Below are 19383 nucleotides of genomic sequence, written 5' to 3'. Positions count from 1 at the left end.
CAACGCCTCCAGATCCCCGTCAGGCGAGGCCCGAAGCCACCTGCCGGACCAGGGGGGCCGCCCGCGCCGCCTCCAGGCTGCCGTGGAAGATGATCTCCCCCCGCTCAATCACATAGATGCGCGAAACATAGTCGGGAATATGCTGGACGTTGGATTCCGCCATCAGAACCGCCCGGCCCGAGGCGCGGATGGAGGCGATGCCGGCGGCGATGGTGGGAATGATGGCGGGCGAGAGGCCCTCGAATGGCTCGTCGAGCAGCAGCAGGTCCGGATCGAGGGCCAGCGCGCGGGCGATGGACACCATCTTGCGCTCGCCGCCGGAGAGTTCGGCACCGCCGCGCGCCATGTAGGTGAGGAGCTTGGGAAAGACCTCATAGGCGAAGGCGATGCGATCGGCCGCAGGACGCTCCCGCGATGGCCGCGTCCAGGTGCCGAAGGCGATGTTCTGGGCCACGGAGAGGCTTGCGAACACCTCGCTTTCCTCGGGCGAGAAGCCGATGCCGCGCCGGGCGACCTCGTGCGGCGGAAGCCCGGCCAGCGCCTTCCCGTGCCACAGGACGGTGCCGGCGCGGGGCACGAGCTGCCCCATGAGTGCGCGGAGCAACGTTGTCTTGCCGGCCCCGTTGCGGCCGACCAGGCAGACGATCTCACCGGCGGCCACGTCCAGCGAGATGGCGCGCAGGATCGACGTTCCGGCGATGTCGACGCTGAGGCGTTCAACCGAGAGCATTGTGAGGCACCTTGCCGACGAGGGTCTCGATCACCGCCGGGTCCCGGAAGAAGGCATCAGGTAGCATGTCGGCGACGAGACTGCCGGCCTTCAGGCCGATCACCCGGGTGGCGTAGCGCGCGATCAATTCCATGTCGTGCTCCACAAGGACGAGGCTCTCGACGCCGAGCCGCTGGGCCGCCGCGAGCAGGGTCTCCATGATGCGGTCCTTGTCGGCGCTGGAGATGCCGCTGGTCGGCTCGTCCAGCAGCATCAGGCGCGGACGCAGGGTGAGCGCGCTCGCGATATCCACCAGCTTCTTCTCGCCCTGGGAAAGGGCGGAGCAGGTGGTTTCAAGCCGGTGCTCCAGGCCGAAGGCCGCGGCCACCTCGCGGACCTGCGCCTGTTCGCGCCGGCAGGTGGCGGACGGCCTCAGCAGGCGAAAGGTCTGCCCGGCGCGGGCGAAGGCGCCGACCGAGATCATCTCGGCCACGGTGAAACTCGGATAGATGGTGACGAGCTGGAAGGAGCGGGCCAGCCCACGCAACGCGAGCGCGCTGGCCCCGAGCCCCGCCACCGGGCGCCCCTCGAACATCACGCCGCCCTCGTCGGGCATGAACAGCCCGGAGAGCGTGTTCACCAGCGTGGTCTTGCCGGCGCCATTGGGGCCGACCACCGCCACCACCTCCCCCTTCGAGATATCGAACGACACCCCCGCGAGCGCGGTGAAGGCACCGTATCGCTTGGTGATGTTCAACGCGCGCAGCAGCATCTCGGTCATCGCCGCCTCCATTCCAGTGCACGCGTGATGAGTCCGAGAATACCGCGCGGGGCGAAGATGATGATGAGCGCGAGAATCGCGCCGAGGGCAAAGCGCCAGTACTCGGTGTTGGCCATCAGCGTGTCCTGCAGCAGGGTGAAGGACACTGCCCCGACGATCGGGCCGAACAATTGCCCGAGCCCTCCGAGAATGATGATGAAGATCATGTTGCCGGACTGTGTCCAGTAGGACAGCTCCGGATCGGCGGCGCCGATGCTGACCGCCAGCACCGCGCCGCCGACCGCGCAATAGATGCCGGACAGGATGAACGCCACGTAGCGCACCTTGAACACCGGCACCCCGAGAAACGACGTCTTGCGCTCATTGTCCCGCCCCGCCTTCAGCGCGAGCCCGAGGGGCGAGGAGACGATCAACGCCATGAGGAGGAACATGACCGAGAACAGCCCGAGCGCGTACCAGTAGAACGGCCCCACCAGGAAGGCGGTCTTGCTCATGGAGGCGAAGCTGGCGCCGAACAGGCTGGGGCGCGGCACGGAGATGCCGGATTCTCCGCCGGTCAGGTCGTAGAACTTGAACAGGAAGGAATGGAAGATCATGCCGAAGGCGAGCGTCAGCATGGAGAAGAAGATGGTCGTATAGCGCAGGCACAGGAGGCCGATGAGGGCCGCCACCGTGCCGCTCGCGAGCATCGCCACGATGAGCTGCGCCTCGAACGCGCGAACCCCGAGCTTCGCTCCCATCACCGCGCTCGCATAGGCGCCGATCGCGAGGAACATGGCGTGGCCGAAGGACAGGAGCCCGCCGTAGCCGAACAGGAGGTTGAGGCCGGTCAAAGCGATGGCGTAGGCGAGGATCGGGATGATGAGTGTGGTGTAGTAGGACCCCAGCGCGAACGGGGCGGCGACGAAGGCCGCGAGCACGGCGAGGAAGGCGACGATGGTCTTCATGCCTCGGCCTTCCCGAACAGTCCGTAGGGCCGCGCCACGAGGACGACGATCACCACAAGATAGATGGACATCACCTCCAGCTCCGGGAAATAGGTGAGCGAGAGCGCCCTGAGCACGCCGACGATGATGGCGCCGAGGAAGGCGCCGCGGATGCTGCCCAGCCCGCCGATCACCACCACCGCGAAGGCTTCGACGATGAGCGCGATGGGCATTTCCAGCGAGGCCGCCGTGGTGGAAATGACAAGCGCGCCGCCGACCGTGCCGAGCATGGAGCCGAGCACGAACACGAGCATGTTGATGCGGCGGGTGTTGGCGCCCAGCGCCTCCGCCATGCGGCCGTTCTCGGCGGTGGCCCGCACCACGTGGCCGAGACTTGTGCGTTCGATGAGCCAGTAGAGCAGGCCGGCCACCACCAGCGCGCTCGCCATCACCAGCAGGTTGTAGACCGGGAAGGTGAATTCGCCGACCACGAGTGTGCCGTAGACCGATGGCAGATCGCCGAGCAGCCGCGGTTGTCCAACGCCTCGGAAACCGTTTGCGTGCCCGTCAGAAGGCCGGAGAGCGAGGAGGTGAGTTTGCCGTCGTTCTCTGCCATTTATGCCGCCTGATCTTTGTAGAAGCCGCGAAGGAAGTCAGCATCATCGATGGCGCGGCCGGGCAACTCGCTATCAAAGGCGAGCTTTACGGCCATGGCCGCAGCAACGGCGCCGTCGATTTTGTCGATGCTCTTGGATTTGTGGAATTCGATGTTGTCGTTCTTATTCCGCACGGTGCGGATGTTTTGGAAATTCCAGCGGAGCACCGGATTGCCGCCGTGGGTGAAGCGTTCGCCCACGATGGCGCGTTCAAGCTCTGCGATGGCTGGCACCATGGATGCGGCGCCCTGCCGGAATTCGACAACCGGCAAGCCCTTGTCCTGAAGGGCCTGCATGGTCGATTGGGCCTTCCATGGATCGATGCCGATCAGCTTCACGTCAAACTGATCGCAGATATCGAAAATCGCCGCCTGCACCGCGCGGAAATCCACCACGTTGCCGGGCGTGGCCGCGATCAGCCCCGCGTCGGTCCATTTGCGATAGGCGTCCGCATACTGTTCGCCCTGCACCTTCCGGCTATCCACGTTCGCGGCCGGCATGAAGTACCAAGGATGCACGATGTAGCCGTCTTCGCGCTCGGGATCGCGCCAGCACGCCACTACGGCCGTCAGATCGCGGTTGTTCGACGAGTCACGGCGCCGTCATGAGTTGGCTCCCTAAGCCGTCATTTTCTTCAGTGTTTCAAAGCCGGAGCGGTCCAAGCTCTCCGAAAGAGCCCTTCTTGCGCGGTCCTCTTCCGAGATTTCGCCGCTGTGCGTCTTGCCCCACCGTTCAACTGCCTGGATGATTTCACGGGGCGTTGCGCGCCATGCGACTTCAGGGTGCCAGCACAGAACGCCGGTAGCTGCGGCAAACAGTTCAGCGAGGGATTGGGCGAACGTGATCGGTGCGCGAGGTACGCCGGGCGGCAGGGCGCGGGGCATGTCGTCTGGATCGGCGCCGGCAAGCCGCAGCGTGAACCGATACAGGGGCAGGGAAACGGCTTCCACGCGCTTGCGGAGCGGGCCGGAGCCAGCCAGCCACGCAAGCGCACAGGCGCGCTGTTCGTCATCCTCGATGCCGTGGGCGAACAGATCGGTGATGATGCCGAGGTGTCCCTTGAAGAGCTTGCCGCAGAAGTCGGACGGTTCCGGGCCGTGCTCCTCTGCGATGGCGAGGGCGCACCGCAGAGAGGGCCGAAGCCGGACGGTGAACCCGTCCAGCTTCAAGGTTTCCTCTTCGTTCAGAAGGCGCACGATCAGGCCACGGGACGCAATGCGGCGTCGCCCTTCACCAGCACGGCGCCAGCCGCGATGCTCGTACCGCTGTTCTTGGTGATGACGGCGCGGACGTAGCGCTTGTGGCCGCGATAGCCGACCTTCAGCATCGCGTCGGCCGAAAGGCTCGCCGGGAACGCGCCATGCAGGTACGAGGCGGCCACATCGGTGAAGTCGCCGGGCGTGGTGGTGTCACTCTCCTGAAGCTTCGCGGTGAAGTTACCGGAGCCGGCGACGGCTCCGGTGTTCAGCACCAGCACTGCGCTGTTGAAGCCGAAAAGGTCGAGGGCCGGACCGGTGACGGTGGCGGAAAGGACGGCGGGGCCGATGGCCTGCACCACGCCCACGTTGTTCATGAGGCTTCGGCTCATGGTCGCGCGCGGCCTTCAGGATGGCGTTGGCTTCCTTCAGCGTGAATCCCTTTTCGCGGTTCTGCACCTTCTTCAGGACGCGCACCTTCACCTCGCGCGCAGGGTTCGTCTTCAGCCGGTCGTTATCGACTGCCCACTGAAACACCGCGCGAAGGGCCGCGATGTTCGTGTCACGAACCGTCTTCGGCGACATGGTGGCGAGCAGGGCGTCTTTCCACGCCACCACGTCCGCCTTGGTGAGGCGGGAAGCGTCGTCATGACCGAGGTGCTTGATGAATGCCTTGAAGCCGGGCGTCCATCGCTTCTCCGCTTCGGCGCCACGACCGGACGCGCGAAGCTCGGCAAGGTAGCCGTCCAACAGATCGAGGATGCGGACGCGCTCGCGTGGGGCAGGGGCCGGCTGGGCATCCGGCTTCAGCGCAGGGTGAGCGGGCTCGGCTTCAGGTTCGCCCGCGTTGCGCTCGCTGGTGCGCTTCATGACTTCGATCTGCACGCCTGCCAGCGTGCGGGCGATGGTCCGCCATTCGGCGGTGCCGGGTTCGACCTTCACCAGCTTGGCGCGGGTGTGGGCGTCTATCGCCCATCCGATGGTCGCGGCGATCTTGTCGTCTGGTGCCGCGCCGGATGCGACTTCCCGGAGCGCGGCCATGTAGGCAGGGGCGAACAGGCGCTCGTAGGCGGCTGGATCGAAGCCGGACGCTGCGAAGGCGCCGGCATCCCGAAGCGCCGCGTCCAGGTCCAACTCCGATTGGTAGTGGTGCCGGGCAATGCCGGGCGTGTCTAAGGCGCGGGAGAGCCGGGGCGGGGCGTCTGTGCCTTGGGCAAGCTTCAGGCGGGCCTCGTCTAGGATGCCGTGAAATCGCGCGAGCACGGCATGGGAGCGGCGTTCAGCCTCGCGGCGGTTGCCGCCAAGGGCCTCATGAAGCTCGCTCTTGCCGACGATCTCCCGAAGCTCCTTCGGCACGCCGATGCGCACGAAAAAGGTGGTGCCCCGTTGCCGCAGATGCTTCGCCTTACCGGCCATGTCCGCCTCGGTTTTGGACAAACTTTGGACGGAGCTTTGGACAAGAGGTGAGGATTTGCAAGGGTTTCTAGCGTTTGCAACGCTTTGAGATGGTGCTGCGAGAGAGGATTGAACTCTCGACCTCTCCCTTACCAAGGGAGTGCTCTACCACTGAGCTACCGCAGCGTGCCGGCGGCCGCACCAGGAGGGGACCGCGGAGACGGGTGTGCCGTCGTCAGGAGCGCTCCTCTAGTACATGCGGCGCTGCGGTGCAAGGGGCTCGGCGCCGATGGCGGTGGATGACATGCCAGGCAGACACGGTTGGGCGCTCGGCAGGCTCCGGGCGCCGAAAAATTGCGCCTGCTTGCGGCTTGAGCGTTTCCTTCTACGCGGCTAGCCTCCAGCTACGAGGCCTGGATGGGGGAAGTCATGGCTGCGGACAAGGCGCGCAAGGAAACCATCGGCGCCGTCCGGCGCACATTCGCCCCTTGGAAGGATCCTACCCAGACGCCGCTGATCCGCTTTGAGAACGTCGTCAAGCGCTTCGGCGACTTCACGGCGGTCAACAATGTCAGCCTCGACATCTATGAGCGGGAGTTCTTCGCGCTGCTCGGCCCCTCGGGCTGCGGCAAGACCACCCTCATGCGGATGCTGGCCGGCTTCGAGGAACCGACCTCCGGCCGCCTGACGCTCGCGGGTGAAGATCTCGCGGGCGTGCCGCCCTACCGGCGGCCGGTGAACATGATGTTCCAGTCCTACGCCTTGTTCCCGCACATGAACGTCACCGACAACATCGCCTTCGGCCTGAAGCAGGACAAGATGCCGAAGGCGGACATCGACGCCCGCGTTGCCGAGATGCTGGAACTGGTGAAGCTCGAGCAGTTCGCCAAGCGTAAGCCGCACCAGCTTTCCGGTGGCCAGCGCCAGCGCGTCGCGCTCGCCCGTTCGCTCGCCAAGCGCCCCAAGGTGCTGCTGCTGGACGAGCCGCTCGGCGCCCTCGACAAGAAGCTGCGCGAGGAGACCCAGTTCGAGCTGATGGACCTGCAGATGTCCCTCGGCATGACCTTCCTGATCGTGACCCACGACCAGGAGGAGGCCATGACCGTTGCCGACCGAATCGCCGTGATGAACAACGGCGTGCTGGCGCAGGTCGCCCCGCCGGCGGAAATCTACGAGCAGCCGGCCACGCGCTACATCGCGGACTTCATCGGCGAGGTGAACCTGATCGAATCGACCGTCACCGCCTGCGAAGGCGAGACCACGCGGCTCACGTCCGAAGTGACGCCGTCGCCGCTGACCGTGGCACATCCCTGCGAGGCGGGGCCCGGCGGCAAGGCCTGCATCGCCATCCGGCCGGAGAAGCTGCGCATTTCGCTCGATCCGCCGCCTGAGGGGACGGAGAACGTCTTCGCCGGGGAAATCTGGGACATCGGCTATCTGGGCGATCTCTCCATCTATCACGTGGAGCTCGCCTGCGGTCAGCGCCTCAAGGTGTCCCAGCCGAACCTGTCGCGCCGGGTGGCGCGGCCCATTTCCTGGGAGGACAAGGTGTGGGTCACGTTTGATCCCGACGCCGGCGTCCTTCTGACCCGTTAGGAGGCAGTCATGGCCATGGCGGGAGAAAAGGGACGGGGCCGCTGGTTCGTGATAGCGGTTCCCTATCTGTGGCTTCTGGCGCTGTTCCTGGCGCCCTTCCTCATCGTCTTCAAGATCTCGCTGTCGCAGGACGTGGTGGCCCAGCCGCCCTACGCACCTCAGCTCGATCTCTCCAACGGCCTTTCGGGCCTGACCGACTTCCTGTCGCAGCTTTCCCTCGCCAATTACGGCTACGTGCTGGATTTCTCGAACGAATTCCTCGCCGCCTACGGCTCCAGCCTGATCATCGCCTCCATCTCGACGATCCTGCTGCTGCTGGTTGGATATCCCATCGCCTACGCCATGGCGCGGGCGCCGCGCTCCATTCAGCCGACGCTGCTGATGCTGGTGATCCTGCCGTTCTGGACCTCGTTCCTCATCCGCGTCTACGCCTGGATCGGCATCCTCTCGCCGGAGGGGCTGCTCAATCAGGGGCTGATGGCGCTGGGGGTCATCGACACGCCGCTGGAGATCCTGAATACCAATCTCGCGGTCTATATCGGCATCGTCTATTCCTACCTGCCGTTCATGGTGCTGCCGCTTTATTCGGCGCTGGAGAAGCTCGACCTCACGCTTCTCGAAGCCGCGGCCGATCTCGGCTGTCCCCCCGTGAAGGCCTTCTGGAAGATTACCTTCCCGCTCTCCCTCCCCGGCGTCGCCGCCGGAGCGCTGCTGTGCTTCATCCCGGCGGTGGGCGAGTTCGTGATCCCCGATCTGCTCGGCGGCTCCGACACGCTGATGATCGGCAAGTCGCTCTGGACCGAGTTCACCGTGAACCGCTCCTGGACGGTCTCTTCGGCGGTGGCGGTGCTGCTGCTGCTCGTGCTGGTGATCCCCATCGTGATCTACCAGAACATCCAGCAGCGCGAACTGGAGGCAGGCAAATGAGAAAAGGCCTCACCTGGTTCAACGTCACGTCCATCGTGCTGGGCTTCGCCTTCCTCTACATTCCGATCATTCTGTTGGTGATCTACTCTTTCAACGCGTCAAGACTTGTCACCGTATGGGCCGGTTTTTCCACCCAATGGTACTGGTCTTTGCTGGAGAACGAGCAGCTCATCGATGCTGCCTGGGTGACGTTGCGCATCGCCTTCTTCTCCTCGCTGGCGGCAACCGTGCTCGGCACCATGGCGGCGCTGGCGCTCACCCGCTATGGGCGGTTCGGCGGGCGCACGCTGTTTTCGGGCATGATCTACGCGCCCCTCGTCATGCCCGAGGTCATTACCGGCCTGTCGCTGCTGCTGCTGTTCGTGGCGGTGAATTTCGACCGCGGCTTCTGGACCGTCCTGCTCGCCCACATCACCTTCACCATGTGCTTCGTGGCCGTGGTGGTGCAGTCACGCCTCGTCACCTTCGATCGCACGCTGGAGGAGGCGGCGCTGGATCTCGGCTGCCCGCCCTTCCAGACCTTCTTCAAGATCACCCTGCCGCTCATCCTGCCGGCGGTGGTGTCCGGCTTCATGCTGGCCTTCACCCTGTCGCTGGATGATCTGGTGATTGCGAGCTTCACCACCGGACCCGGCGCCACCACGCTGCCCATGCGCATCTATTCGCAGGTGCGCCTCGGCGTGACGCCGGAGATCAACGCGGTCTGCACCATCCTCATCGCCATCGTGACGGTGGTGGTCATCATTGCCTCCATCGTCACCAAGCGGGCCGAGAGCCAGCGTGAGGCCGAGGAGCGGGCGGCGCTGCAATAGGGGGGCATCGCGAGGGCGCGCAGCGCGCCCATTCCCGGTGCTGTCCCTTCAGACGGCGGCAAAGGCGCTGAAGGCGGTCACGATCTGGACCATGAGCAGCAGGCCGCCAGCCAGCATCGCTCCGCCCATCAGCAGCGCGATCCCACAGTTGCGGTCGGCGGATACGGAGGCGGCGGACGCCATGCAACATGCTCCCGGTGTGCGAGTTTCCGGGAGCGTGGCAGCAAATCGTTAACCATAACCTTAAGTTTCGGCATCCCGCGCCCGGAAGGCAGCCTCAGCGGCCCTCGCGCACCCAGGCGGCGGTGATGACGCCGAGCAGCAGGAGCAGGCCTGAGAGACCCGCGAACATCGGGAACAGGCCGATGCCGCGCACCACCGAGACGTCCCGCGTCTTCAGCCCCATCCAGTCCTCGCCGGCCAGCCGGTCCGAGGCGGAGACCTGCACGAGGCGCGGCACCTGCCCGTTGAGATCGGCGAGCCGCCATACGCCGCCGCCCGTGGCCGCCGCGATGGGGGCGAGCACGTCGCGGGTGCTCGTCACCTCGGCGAATTCCTTGGGGTTCAGGGGGCCGATATTGGCGAGGGCGTTCAGCGTGCCATTCTGTGCCCGCCACAGGCCCAGTTCGTCCGCCGGGGTCTTGGCCTGCCACAGGCCGGGCTCGACCTGCGCGAGGGTGAGGGTGCGCAGCGCGCCGGAGGGCGTGGTGACGGTGGTGGGGGGCACCTGGTCCGCCATGGTCTGGCGCTCCACCACCAGATCGCGGCCGGAAACCGTGAGCTTGAGGCGCTCCTCCTCCAGGTCCGGCTCCTTCATCAGCCAGTGGGAGAGGCGGCGGAGCAGGTCGATGTGCGGGCCGCCGCCTTCATAGCCGCGCGCCCACAGCCAGATGTGGTCGGAGAGGAGGAGGGCGACGCGGCCCTCGCCCACCCGGTCCACCAGCAGCACCGGCTTGTCGCCGGGCGCGGACATGAGGCTGGTGCCGGAGCGCGCCTGCGCGTCGATCACGCGGAAGAAGCGGCTCCAGTGGGGTGGGTCGCTCTCCGAGCCCGGCAGGTTGCGGGTGACGGGATGGCGCTTGCCGGGGTCCGTGAGCTTGGCGTGATAGGGCGCGTCGGTGGCCTCGCCGCGCGGTATGCCGGGAAGGATTTCCTCCAGCGGCGTGTTGTAGAGCGAACCGGTGTCGAGGAAGTCCGTGCCCGCCGCCACCAGCACGGCGCCGCCGGCGCGCACGTAGCGCACGATGTTGTCGAAATAGATCTGCGGCAGCACGCCCTGCTGGGCGTAGCGGTCGAAGATGATGAGGTCGAAATCCTTGATCTTGGTCTGGAACAGCTCGCGGGTCGGGAAGGCGATCAGCGAGAGTTCGTTGATGGGCGTGCCATCCTGCTTCTCCGGTGGGCGCAGGATGGTGAAGTGGACGAGGTCCACATTGGCATCGCTCTTCAAGAGGTTGCGCCAGGTGCGCTCGCCCACGTTCGGCTCGCCGGAGACGAGGAGCACGCGCAGCTTGTCGCGCACGCCGTCGATGGCGACGGCGGTGCGGTTGTTCACCTGCGTCAGCTCGCCCTCGAGCGGGGGCACCTCGAACTCGACGATGTTGGGGCCGGCGTGGGTGATGTCCACATCGATGCTGGCGCTGCGCCCGGTGGTGACGGTGGGGCGGCCGATCACCTCGCCGTCGCGGCGGATGGTGACGGGCACGCGGGCGCCGGCGGGCGCGCCTTCGTCCGTCACCTTGAAGGTCACGGTCTGCTTCTGGCCGACGATGCCGAAGCGCGGCGTCTTCTCCAGCGCCACGCGACGGTCCCGCTCGCCGGCGCGGCCGGTGATGAGGGCGTGGACGGGGGCGGAAAAGCCCAGCGCGCCGGCATTCTCCGGCGTGTCGTGGACCCGCCCATCGGTGATCATGATGGCGCCGGCCACCCGCTCCGGCGGCACGTCGGCAAGGCCGGCCGAGAGGGCGGAGAACAGGCGCGTGCCGTCCACCGAGCCGTCACCCGCATCGGCCTCGATGGTCCGCACTTCGACGCCAGGGAGCTTGCCCAGGCGCTCGGCGAGCTGGGCGCGCGCGGCCTCGGTCTGCTGGGTGCGCTCGCCGAAGGACTGGGACTGGCTCTTGTCCACCACCAGCGCCACCACGGAAGACAGCGGCTCGCGCTCCTCGCGGGTGAAGGAGGGGTTGGCGAGCGCCAGCAGGCCCACCGCCAGCGCCAGCGCGCGGAACACCGAGCCGCGGGTGCGGGAATAGATCAGCAGTCCCGCCAGCAGCGCGGCCGCGATCGCCACCGCGATCAGCGCCGGCAGCGGCAGGAAGGGGGAGAAGGTGAGGCCGTAGCTCATCGGATGGATGTCTTCCTCACTGCCCCAGCCGTTCCAGAAGCGCAGGCACGTGCACCTGGTCCGCCTTGTAGTTGCCGGTCAGCACGTACATCACCATGTTGGCGCCGGCCCGGAAGGCGATCTCCCGCTGGCGCGGCTCGCCGGGGGTGAGCGGCAGCATGGGCTCGCCCGAGCGCGAGACGGCCCAGGCGCCGGCCAGATCGTTGGAGGTGATGATGACGGGGGACACGCCGTCGCCGGCGCGGGCGGGGCGGTCGGCATCGTCGCGGGCGGCGGGCAGAGCTTCCACCCAGGTGGTGCCGCCGGTGAAGCGGCCGGGGAAATCCTTCAGGAGATAGAAGGCTTTGGTGAGCACGTGGTCGCGCGGCACCGGCTCCAGTTCCGGAATGTCGAGGCGGGAGAGGATCTCCTTCAGCCGTGCCTGCGCCGGGGTGAGCGGCGCGCCGGGCCCGCCGGGGGATTCGATGGCGTCGCGGGTATCGAAGATCACCGTGCCGCCCTGCTTCATGTAGGCGTCGATGCGCGCCAGAACCGGCTGCGCGGGCACCGGCGTGTTGGCGAGGATGGGCCAGTAGAGCACGGGGAAGAAGGCAAGCTCGTCCTTCCCGATATCCACCCCCATGGCCTCGCCCGCCTGTAGCGCGGTGCGCTGGGCGAGGAAGGTGGCGAGGCCGTCGAGGCCGGCGCGGGAGATGTCGTCCACCTCGCTGTCGCCCGTCACCACATAGGCGAAGCGGGTCTGCGTGGTGGCCTTCAGGGCGAAACTGTCGTCCGCGCGGGCCGCGACGGGGAGGAAGGCGCCGGCGGCGGCGCCCAGCATCACGGCGGCGAGCAGCGCGGCGGTGGCGCCGCGGCGGGGCCCCGTTCCGCCCATGCGGGAGAGCCCGCCGGCGAGGAACAGCACGGCCAGCGCATCCAGCAGCAGCAGCAGCATGGCGCCGATGAGGATCGGCCCGCGCATGTCGCGCGGCGCGCTCTCCTGCAACGGCTCCATGCGCCCGCCCAGCGCGGCGAGGTCGAGCGCTTTGGGCCGGTCGGCGGGGAGCAGGGTGTTGACCGCCACGAGGCCGTCCGGCGGGCCGTAGAAGCCGGGCGGATGGTCGGCGGTGGAGCGGCCGCGATAATCGGCGGGCAAAGCGCGGGCGGTGGGGCCGGCGGGCCGGAAGGCGCCGAAGCCGTCGAGAACGCGGGCGGGCGGCAGCGCCGCCACATCCGGCCGGCCGGCGGGATGAATGGCGGTGTCCGCCGGTGCCGTCTCGGGCGGGGGCGGGGCATCGGACAGGGCAACCACGTGGCGCAGCATCTCAACGAATGTGCCGGAAAGGGGGAGGTTCGACCAGGATGTGTCGCCGGTGACGTGGAACAGCACCAGCGCGCCCTTGCCCCGGCGGGTTCCGGTGACGAGGGGCGTGCCGTCGGCCAGCGTCGCCCAGGTGCGGTCTCCCAGCGTGCCGTCCGGCTCGGCGAGCACCTGCCGGTTCACCGTCACGTCGTCGGCGGGCTTGATGTCGCGGAAGGGGCCTTCCGGCGTCAGGGAGCCGAGCTTCTGCGGCGTCTCCCACGAGAGGGAGCCGCCGAGCACCCGGCCACCCCGGCGCAGGCGCACCGGCAGGAGATCGTCCTGCGCATTGGCGAGGCGGGGCCCGGCGAAGCGGATGAGCACGCCACCGTCTTCCACGAACCTGGCGAGGCGGTTGCGGGTGGCGGGGGGGATGGTGCCCACGTCGGTCAGCGCCAGCACGGGCAGTCGCTGGTCGAGGAAGCGATTGATGTTCTCGGTGGCCGATCCCGTCTCCGCCACGCGCAGGTCGGCGAACGGGCCGAGGGCGCGGGAGAGGTAATAGGTCGGCGCCAGCAGCGGCTGCCCGGTGTCGGTGGAGGTGCCGGAGACGACGCCCACGGAGCGCCGCCTCCATCTCTTGTCGAGAAGCTGAACGGCGCCGGCCGAGTGCTCGCCGGCAATCTCCAGCCGCGCCACCTCGTTGCGCAGTTCCACCGGCAAGTCGAAGCGGGCGTCCACCTCGCTCGCGCCCTCCGGCAGGGTGAAGGGGGCTTCGGCCAGCACGAGGCCGCGCATGTCGCGGGCCGTCACCCGGCCGGAGCGCGGGGCGCCGGAGGTCGGCCGCAGCACCTTCACCGTGAGCGCTTCCGCGGCATTCTCCGCACCGGCCAAGGCGAGCGGCGCGGCGACACCGCCGCCCACCACCAGCAGGCGTGCGCCGGCGCCGAGATCGGCGAAGGCGCGGGCGGTGTCGGGATCGGCACCAAGGTCCACGCCATCGGAAATGTAGACGATGCCAGCGCTGGGCTCGGTGCCGAGGAGGCGCCCGGCCAGCGCCAGCGCGTCCTTGCGGGCGGGCGCATAGGGCACCGGCTCCAGCGAGCGCAGGTGGTCACGCGCGGCGGCGGGGGTGGAGAGGGTCGCCTCGCGCGGCACGTCGCCGGTGGGAATGAGGGCGACGCCGCGCCCGTTGGTCTCCGCCTCGTCGATGAGGGCGGCCGCAGCGCTGCGGCGGGCCTCCCAGCTCGCGGCGGCGGGCCAGCCCTGATCGATGACGATGAGAAGCGGACCCGAGCCGGTCGGCGCCGTCGCGGGCGGGTTCCAGATGGGGCCGGCGGCGGCGAGGATCACAAGGGCCGCGAGCATCATCCGCAGCGCGGTGAGCCACCACGGCGTGCGCGCCGCGCTCTCCTCCTTGGGCGTGATGCCCAGGAGCAGGCGCAGCGGCGGAAAACTGACCTCGCGCGGCTTCGGCGGTACAACGCGCAGCAGGAACCACAGCAGCGGCAGCGCCAGGAAGGCGGTGAGCAGCAGCGGCGCGGAAAAGGCGAGGGGAAGACCGAACATCAGGCCGGTCCTCCGGAAACGAAAGCATGGCCGCCGTCCTTCGGGAAGGCGGACGGGCCGCCCCCCACACTCATGCGCTGGTGCAGGGCGAGCAGCATTTCGCTCGCCGGCCGGTCGGTGCGGTGGATGGCGAAGCTCCAGCCGAGCCGTTCCGCGGCGGCGCGGAGACGGGCGCGGTGGTCCGCCAGCTTCACGTCATAGTCGGCCTTCCAGCTCTCGGCCCGGCCGACAGTGAGGCGGTCGCCGCCCTCCGGTTCGCGGAATTCGATACGGCCGGAGAAGGGAAACGTCTCCTCCGCCGGGTCCACGATCTGCACCAGATGGCCGTGGGCGCCCGATGCGGCCAGCATGTGAAGCCGGGCCGAGACCTCTTCGGCCGGGCTCCAGAAATCGCTCAGCAGCACGATCTCGGAGAGCGGCGAGGGGCCGAACTCAGGCGGCAGGCTCGCAGGCAGGCGCGGCGCCAGCACCACGGCCTCGGCCATCCGCTCGACGATGCGGCGGTTGGCAGAGGGGCGCATCAATTCGGGAATGCCCACGCGCTCGCCGCCCTTCACCAGAAGCTCCGCGAGGGCGAAAGCCACCACCAGCGCGCGCTCGCGCTTCGGCGGCTGCCCACGGGAGGCGTAGTCCATGGACGCCGAGAGATCGGGCCAGATCCACACCGTGTGGCTCGCCTCCCACTCGCGCTCGCGGACATAAAGATGATCGTCGCGGGCGGAGCGGCGCCAGTCCACGCGGTTGGCCGGCTCGCCGTCCACGAAACGGCGGTACTGCCAGAAATTCTCACCCGTGCCCGAGCGGCGGCGCCCGTGCAGGCCGTGCTGCACGCTCATGGCGATGCGGCGCGCCTCCAGGACGAGGCGCGGCATGGCTGCCGCAAGGTCTGCGGCGGCGAGGGCGGACGTCTCAACGGCGTGACGCTGCGCGTCCTCGGGCGCGCCTTTTTGTGGGGCGTTGGCCATGGCAGCGGCCATGGGCGCGGGCCGGTCCGCGCTCACCCGAGCCGCTCGGTGAGGCGGCGGATGATGCCGGTGACGCTCTGGCGCTCGGCGCGGGCGGCGAAGGTCAGCGCCATGCGGTGCTTCAGCACCGGCTCGGCGAGGGCCACCACGTCGTCGAGGGAGGGGGCATAGCGCCCGTCCAGCAGGGCGCGGGCGCGCACCGCCAGCATCAGCGCCTGACTGGCGCGCGGGCCGGGGCCCCAGGCGATGTAGGCCTGCTCCGGCCCTTCGGCGCCGGGGCGCGCCGAGCGGACGAGGGTGAGGATGGCTTCCACCACCGATTCGCCCACGGGCAGGCGGCGGACGAGGCGCTGGGCGGCCACGAGATCGTCCACCGTCATGGCGGCGCGGGGCTTCTGCTCCTCCGCCGAGGTGGTTTCGAACAGGATGCGCCGCTCGGCGTCGCGATCGGGATAATCGACGTCGATTTCCATCAGGAAGCGGTCGAGCTGCGCTTCGGGGAGGGGATAGGTGCCTTCCTGCTCCAGCGGGTTCTGGGTCGCGAGCACGTGGAAGGGCTTGGGCAGATCGTGCCGCTCGCCGGCGACGGTGACATGGTATTCCTGCATGGCCTGCAGCAGGGCCGACTGGGTGCGCGGCGAGGCGCGGTTGATCTCGTCCGCCATCAGCAGCTGGGCGAAGATCGGCCCCTTGATGAAGCGGAAGGCGCGGCGGCCGCCGGCCGATTCCTCCAGCACCTCGGCGCCGAGGATGTCGGACGGCATGAGGTCCGGCGTGAACTGCACGCGGCGGGCGTCGAGGCCGAGCACGGTGCCCATGGTGTCCACGAGCTTGGTCTTGGCGAGGCCCGGCACGCCCACGAGCAGTGCATGGCCGCCGGCGAGGATGGTGATGAGCGCGCGCTCCACCACCGTCTCCTGGCCGAAGATGACGTTCGAGATGGCCGCGCGGGCAGCCTTCACATGGGCGGCGGCGGCTTCCGCGTTGCGGATGATCATCTGGTCGAGGTCAAAGGTCTCGCCGGCAGCCGACATATGCTCATCTCCTACACGCCAAACACGAACCGCACGCCATAATTGCCTGCACGCCGGACACGCACCGCAAGCTTGCTGCCAAAAGCGGCAACAAAACGCCTCCGGCTCCCATCCGCCGGTCTGATCCACCCTTTGCCTGTTTAACGGGCATCGGGCGGGCCGGTCCACGCGCCGGTCTGGGACGGAGCGGAACACGCCCATCTCGCGAAGTCTTGCAAACGTCGCGCCACCCGGACAGAGAGCTTACGATATGATGCGCGCCCGTCGAGCCCCCGCGGAGGTGGCGCGGGTGCGGCGCACTCACGTCATCGCGAGCCTTCCGCCTTTTGCGGCGTGACCGGGTCCAAGGAGACCAGATGCCTGCCCCAGCGCCAGATACGCCAGCTATCACGCCCTCCACTTCCGATGCGCCATCGGCGTCGGGCCGGCTGGAGGCGCTGATGGCGGCTGCGCGCGACGGCGGCGGGAAGGGCCCGGCCCCGGTGGAACTCTGGAATCCGCCCGATTGCGGCGACATGGACATGGTGATCCGCGCCGATGGAAGCTGGACCTACATGGGCACCCCCATCACCCGCCCGGCGCTGGTGAAGCTGTTCGCCTCCGTGCTGGCACGGGAGGGCGAGCGCTTCGTGCTGAAGACGCCGGTGGAGAAGGTGGGCATTCGGGTGGAGGATGCTCCGTTTCTTGCCGTGGATCTGGCGGTGGAATCGGCGCCGGAGCCGGATGCGGCCGGGGGCAACGACCCGAATCGCACCCTCGTCTTCCGCACCAATCTGGACGACGTGGTGCGCTGTGGCCCGGGCCACGAGCTGCGGTTCGCCCGCGGCGACGGGGTGGGCGAGGTGGTCCCCTACCTGCAAGTCCGGCGGGGGTTGGAGGCGCGGCTGTCGCGCGCCGTCCATCTCGACCTGATGGACCTCGGGGAGGTGCGGGAGGAGGGCGGCGTCCCCATGTTCGGCGTGGCGTCGGGCGGGCTCTTCTTCCCCATTCTTCCGGCAGCCGAACTGGGACTGGACTGATGCGGGTGTCCGATGATGCATTTTCCGAGGCCAACAGCGCCAGTGACAGCCTCGCCGACTTCCTGCGCCGTGCGGGTGAGCGCCTGTCGCGGGAGCCGCCTCCCTTGTATTCGGAAAGCGACTTTCTCGCGCTGAACGGCGACCATGCCTTGCAGCCGGAGAAGGTGAGCCTCATCCCGCAGGATCGCCCGCGGCACGCCGCCGTGCTCGTGCCGGTGATCGCCCGGCCGGAGCCGACCATCCTGCTCACGCTCAGATCGTCGCACCTCTCACAGCATGCGGGGCAGGTGGCCTTTCCCGGCGGGCGCATCGATCCCGGAGACAAGGACGAGATCGACGCCGCCTTGCGCGAGGCGCGCGAGGAGGTGGGTCTCGATTCGGCGCTGGTGCGGCCCCTCGGCTTTCTCGACGGCTACCTCTCCGGCACCGGATTCTGGATCGTTCCGGTGGTGGGTCTGGTCGATCCCGCCTATACGCTGACGCTCAATCCCGCTGAAGTCGACGAGGCGTTCGAGGTGCCGCTCGGCTTTCTCATGAGCCCGCGCAACCACGAGCGCCAGTCGCGGGAATGGAAGGGCACGCTGCGGCATTTCTATGTGATGCCGTTCGAGGGTCATAACATCTGGGGCGCGACAGCGGGCATGCTGCGCAATCTCTACGAGAAGGTCTACGCCTGATGGCGCGCAGCCTGCTCATCGAACTCGCTCTCTTTCTCACGCCGTTCCTGCTCTACGGCGCCCTGCTGCTCGCGACAAAGGGATCGGTCGTGCCGGCCAACTGGTCGCCCCGCGCCCTCGCGGTGGCCTCGGTGGCGGCCGTCGGGCTGGTGGCGCTGGGCCTGTTCCTGTTCGAACATGATCGCGTGGCTCCGCCCGGCGCCCACTACGTTCCCGCCCAGACCAAAGATGGCGCGTTCGTGCCGGGGCATTTCGAATGACTGTCAGCGTTGCCGGCGCGCCGTTCTGGACCACACCGGGCCTTTCGCCCCTGCTCGCCGTGCTGAATGGCGGCGGGGAGGAGGCGCGCGTGGTCGGCGGTGCGGTGCGCAACGCTCTCCTCGACCTGCCGGTGATCGACGTGGACATCGCGACCACCGCCCTGCCACAGGAGGTCGTCGCCCGCGCCACCCGCGCCGGCCTCAAGGCGGTGCCGACCGGTATCGAGCACGGCACGGTGACCGTGGTGTCCGGCCATCACGGATACGAGGTCACCACCCTGCGCGAGGACGTGGAGACGGACGGCAGGCGGGCGGTGGTGCGCTTCGGCCGGAGCTGGCAGCACGATGCCGAGCGGCGGGACTTCACCCTGAACGCGCTCTATGCGGCGCCGGACGGGACGGTGGTGGACCTCGTGGGCGGCCTTGCGGACCTCGATGCGCGGAAAATCCGCTTCATCGGCTCGCCGGACGCACGCATCCGCGAAGATTACCTGCGCATCCTGCGTCTGTTCCGCTTTCACGCGGCCTATGGAGCCGGCCCGGTGGACAAGGCGGCCTTTTCCGGTGCCGTGCGCCTTCGGCAGGGCCTGCTCGCCTTGTCCCACGAGCGGGTGCGCGCCGAATTGCTGAAGCTGCTCCTCGCCCCCGGAGCGGCGGCGACCCTTGCCGTCATGAGCGACGCGGGCCTGATCCAGCCGCTGATCGGCGGCATCGCCGATGCCCGTGCGTTTGCGCGGCTGGTGGAGATCGAGGCGCTGTGGCGCGGGGAGGGCTGGGACGTGCCGGCCGATGCCATCCGCCGTCTCGCCGTCCTTGCGGTGCGGGTGCCGGACGATGCCGAGCGGCTGCGCGGAAAGCTGCGCCTGTCCAATGCCGAGGGGCGGCGCCTCGCCCTCATGGCCGGCCCTGTGCCGGACATGGCCGACGACGCGGCGGCTCGGGCCTTCATCTACCGGACAGGGGCGGAAGCGGCGCGCGAGCGCGCCCTGCTGGCGGCGGCGCACGGGCGGCCGGGCATGGAGCGGATCGGCCGGCTCGCCGCTGAATGGGCGGTGCCGCGTCCGCCGTTCGGTTCGGCTGACCTGATGGCGCTGGGCCTCAAGCCGGGACGGGCGCTCGGAGCCACCTTGCGACGGGCGGAGGCGGACTGGATCGACGCTGGCTTTCCCGAGGAGCCCGGGTCCATCGCCGCCCTGCTGCGGGCGGCGATCGCCGCGGATGACGGGTTGTCGTAGACC

At 68.5% G+C, this 19383-nt stretch carries 19 protein-coding genes, 1 tRNA gene and 1 pseudogene; 7 read left to right on the top strand and 14 right to left on the bottom strand.

What is annotated here, in order from left to right; genetic code table 11:
• Positions 1–19 precede the first annotated feature (19 nt).
• The 9 genes and pseudogenes from XAN126_RS0116965 to XAN126_RS0116925 form a co-directional block, all read right to left on the bottom strand.
• On the bottom strand, positions 20–730 hold the full coding sequence (locus XAN126_RS0116965; RefSeq protein ID WP_024279783.1) for an ATP-binding cassette domain-containing protein: 711 nt from the start codon (positions 728–730) through the stop codon (positions 20–22).
• A complete protein-coding gene (locus XAN126_RS0116960; protein ID WP_024279782.1) occupies positions 717–1490 on the bottom strand; it encodes an ATP-binding cassette domain-containing protein in 774 nt (257 codons plus the stop codon). The genes XAN126_RS0116965 and XAN126_RS0116960 overlap by 14 nt, the downstream gene beginning before the upstream one ends.
• Complete coding sequence (locus XAN126_RS0116955; protein WP_024279781.1) at positions 1487–2437, bottom strand: branched-chain amino acid ABC transporter permease; 951 nt, start codon at positions 2435–2437, stop codon at positions 1487–1489. The genes XAN126_RS0116960 and XAN126_RS0116955 overlap by 4 nt, the downstream gene beginning before the upstream one ends.
• Positions 2434–2907 carry a branched-chain amino acid ABC transporter permease gene (locus XAN126_RS0116950; protein WP_024279780.1) on the bottom strand — a complete coding sequence of 158 codons (474 nt, stop codon included), beginning with the start codon at positions 2905–2907 and terminating at the stop codon, positions 2434–2436. The genes XAN126_RS0116955 and XAN126_RS0116950 overlap by 4 nt, the downstream gene beginning before the upstream one ends.
• Positions 2908–3032: 125 nt before the next feature.
• Positions 3033–3653: pseudogene (locus XAN126_RS0116945) on the bottom strand (terminase TerL endonuclease subunit); the annotation flags it as partial.
• Between the two features lie 36 nt (positions 3654–3689).
• On the bottom strand, positions 3690–4241 hold the full coding sequence (locus tag XAN126_RS0116940; protein WP_155982339.1) for a phage tail assembly chaperone: 552 nt from the start codon (positions 4239–4241) through the stop codon (positions 3690–3692).
• Between the two features lie 29 nt (positions 4242–4270).
• Positions 4271–4543, bottom strand: a complete 273-nt coding sequence (locus tag XAN126_RS0116935) for a hypothetical protein (protein WP_348550910.1) — start codon at positions 4541–4543, stop codon at positions 4271–4273.
• Positions 4509–5684: a DUF6538 domain-containing protein gene (locus XAN126_RS29095; protein WP_024279776.1), complete on the bottom strand. Its 1176-nt coding sequence runs from the start codon at positions 5682–5684 to the stop codon at positions 4509–4511. Before XAN126_RS29095 ends, XAN126_RS0116935 begins: the two co-directional genes overlap by 35 nt.
• Positions 5685–5774: 90 nt before the next feature.
• A tRNA-Thr gene (locus tag XAN126_RS0116925) sits at positions 5775–5849 on the bottom strand.
• Between the two features lie 243 nt (positions 5850–6092).
• On the opposite strand from XAN126_RS0116925, the gene XAN126_RS0116920 reads away from it, so the two are divergent.
• From XAN126_RS0116920 to XAN126_RS0116910, 3 genes are read left to right on the top strand one after another with little or no spacing between them, the layout of a single operon-like run.
• The gene (locus XAN126_RS0116920; RefSeq protein WP_024279775.1) at positions 6093–7259 is read left to right on the top strand and encodes an ABC transporter ATP-binding protein; all 1167 of its coding nucleotides are present in this window, start codon (positions 6093–6095) and stop codon (positions 7257–7259) included.
• Positions 7260–7268: 9 nt separating this feature from the next.
• The gene (locus XAN126_RS0116915) at positions 7269–8186 is read left to right on the top strand and encodes an ABC transporter permease subunit (protein WP_024279774.1); all 918 of its coding nucleotides are present in this window, start codon (positions 7269–7271) and stop codon (positions 8184–8186) included.
• Positions 8183–8998 (top strand): ABC transporter permease, encoded by an 816-nt coding sequence (locus tag XAN126_RS0116910; RefSeq protein ID WP_024279773.1) that lies wholly within the window; start codon positions 8183–8185, stop codon positions 8996–8998. The genes XAN126_RS0116915 and XAN126_RS0116910 overlap by 4 nt, the downstream gene beginning before the upstream one ends.
• A 48-nt stretch (positions 8999–9046) precedes the next feature.
• Here XAN126_RS0116910 and XAN126_RS29300 read toward each other — a convergent pair whose 3' ends face one another.
• The 5 genes from XAN126_RS29300 to XAN126_RS0116885 form a co-directional block, all read right to left on the bottom strand.
• Positions 9047–9181 carry a hypothetical protein gene (locus tag XAN126_RS29300; RefSeq protein ID WP_280938290.1) on the bottom strand — a complete coding sequence of 45 codons (135 nt, stop codon included), beginning with the start codon at positions 9179–9181 and terminating at the stop codon, positions 9047–9049.
• 94 nt (positions 9182–9275) lie between these two features.
• Positions 9276–11342 (bottom strand): membrane protein, encoded by a 2067-nt coding sequence (locus tag XAN126_RS0116900; RefSeq protein ID WP_024279772.1) that lies wholly within the window; start codon positions 11340–11342, stop codon positions 9276–9278.
• A gap of 16 nt (positions 11343–11358) precedes the next feature.
• Positions 11359–14190, bottom strand: a complete 2832-nt coding sequence (locus tag XAN126_RS0116895; RefSeq protein WP_029877307.1) for a DUF4159 domain-containing protein — start codon at positions 14188–14190, stop codon at positions 11359–11361.
• Positions 14190–15167: a DUF58 domain-containing protein gene (locus XAN126_RS0116890; RefSeq protein ID WP_038226378.1), complete on the bottom strand. Its 978-nt coding sequence runs from the start codon at positions 15165–15167 to the stop codon at positions 14190–14192. The genes XAN126_RS0116895 and XAN126_RS0116890 overlap by 1 nt, the downstream gene beginning before the upstream one ends.
• Before the next feature lie 20 nt (positions 15168–15187).
• Positions 15188–16189 carry a MoxR family ATPase gene (locus XAN126_RS0116885; RefSeq protein WP_024279769.1) on the bottom strand — a complete coding sequence of 334 codons (1002 nt, stop codon included), beginning with the start codon at positions 16187–16189 and terminating at the stop codon, positions 15188–15190.
• 440 nt (positions 16190–16629) lie between these two features.
• Between XAN126_RS0116885 and XAN126_RS0116880 the strand changes: the two genes are divergently transcribed.
• From XAN126_RS0116880 to XAN126_RS0116865, 4 genes are read left to right on the top strand one after another with little or no spacing between them, the layout of a single operon-like run.
• The gene (locus XAN126_RS0116880; protein ID WP_024279768.1) at positions 16630–17208 is read left to right on the top strand and encodes a DUF1285 domain-containing protein; all 579 of its coding nucleotides are present in this window, start codon (positions 16630–16632) and stop codon (positions 17206–17208) included.
• Entirely contained in the window at positions 17208–17885 is a 678-nt protein-coding gene (locus XAN126_RS0116875) for a CoA pyrophosphatase (protein WP_024279767.1), read from the top strand. Before XAN126_RS0116880 ends, XAN126_RS0116875 begins: the two co-directional genes overlap by 1 nt.
• Entirely contained in the window at positions 17885–18145 is a 261-nt protein-coding gene (locus XAN126_RS0116870) for a DUF6111 family protein (protein WP_024279766.1), read from the top strand. The genes XAN126_RS0116875 and XAN126_RS0116870 overlap by 1 nt, the downstream gene beginning before the upstream one ends.
• Positions 18142–19380, top strand: a complete 1239-nt coding sequence (locus XAN126_RS0116865) for a CCA tRNA nucleotidyltransferase (protein ID WP_024279765.1) — start codon at positions 18142–18144, stop codon at positions 19378–19380. The genes XAN126_RS0116870 and XAN126_RS0116865 overlap by 4 nt, the downstream gene beginning before the upstream one ends.
• The last annotated feature ends 3 nt before the right edge of the window (positions 19381–19383 follow it).

The sequence above is a fragment of the Xanthobacter sp. 126 genome (assembly GCF_000526175.1).
Lineage (GTDB): Bacteria > Pseudomonadota > Alphaproteobacteria > Rhizobiales > Xanthobacteraceae > Xanthobacter > Xanthobacter aminoxidans.
This window is presented reverse-complemented; position numbering and strand designations above follow the sequence as displayed.

Excerpts from the sequence above, each read along its gene's own strand:
- XAN126_RS0116965 (WP_024279783.1), bottom strand. The coding sequence starts at position 730 with ATGCTCTCGGTTGAACGCCTCAGCGTCGACATCGCCGGAACGTCGATC.
- XAN126_RS0116960 (WP_024279782.1), bottom strand. The coding sequence starts at position 1,490 with ATGACCGAGATGCTGCTGCGCGCGTTGAACATCACCAAGCGATACGGT.
- XAN126_RS0116955 (WP_024279781.1), bottom strand. The coding sequence starts at position 2,437 with ATGAAGACCATCGTCGCCTTCCTCGCCGTGCTCGCGGCCTTCGTCGCC.
- XAN126_RS29095 (WP_024279776.1), bottom strand. The coding sequence starts at position 5,684 with ATGGCCGGTAAGGCGAAGCATCTGCGGCAACGGGGCACCACCTTTTTC.
- XAN126_RS0116920 (WP_024279775.1), top strand. The coding sequence starts at position 6,093 with ATGGCTGCGGACAAGGCGCGCAAGGAAACCATCGGCGCCGTCCGGCGC.
- XAN126_RS0116915 (WP_024279774.1), top strand. The coding sequence starts at position 7,269 with ATGGCCATGGCGGGAGAAAAGGGACGGGGCCGCTGGTTCGTGATAGCG.
- XAN126_RS0116910 (WP_024279773.1), top strand. The coding sequence starts at position 8,183 with ATGAGAAAAGGCCTCACCTGGTTCAACGTCACGTCCATCGTGCTGGGC.
- XAN126_RS29300 (WP_280938290.1), bottom strand. The coding sequence starts at position 9,181 with ATGGCGTCCGCCGCCTCCGTATCCGCCGACCGCAACTGTGGGATCGCG.
- XAN126_RS0116900 (WP_024279772.1), bottom strand. The coding sequence starts at position 11,342 with ATGAGCTACGGCCTCACCTTCTCCCCCTTCCTGCCGCTGCCGGCGCTG.
- XAN126_RS0116895 (WP_029877307.1), bottom strand. The coding sequence starts at position 14,190 with ATGTTCGGTCTTCCCCTCGCCTTTTCCGCGCCGCTGCTGCTCACCGCC.
- XAN126_RS0116890 (WP_038226378.1), bottom strand. The coding sequence starts at position 15,167 with ATGGCCGCTGCCATGGCCAACGCCCCACAAAAAGGCGCGCCCGAGGAC.
- XAN126_RS0116885 (WP_024279769.1), bottom strand. The coding sequence starts at position 16,189 with ATGTCGGCTGCCGGCGAGACCTTTGACCTCGACCAGATGATCATCCGC.
- XAN126_RS0116880 (WP_024279768.1), top strand. The coding sequence starts at position 16,630 with ATGGCGGCTGCGCGCGACGGCGGCGGGAAGGGCCCGGCCCCGGTGGAA.
- XAN126_RS0116875 (WP_024279767.1), top strand. The coding sequence starts at position 17,208 with ATGCGGGTGTCCGATGATGCATTTTCCGAGGCCAACAGCGCCAGTGAC.
- XAN126_RS0116870 (WP_024279766.1), top strand. The coding sequence starts at position 17,885 with ATGGCGCGCAGCCTGCTCATCGAACTCGCTCTCTTTCTCACGCCGTTC.
- XAN126_RS0116865 (WP_024279765.1), top strand. The coding sequence starts at position 18,142 with ATGACTGTCAGCGTTGCCGGCGCGCCGTTCTGGACCACACCGGGCCTT.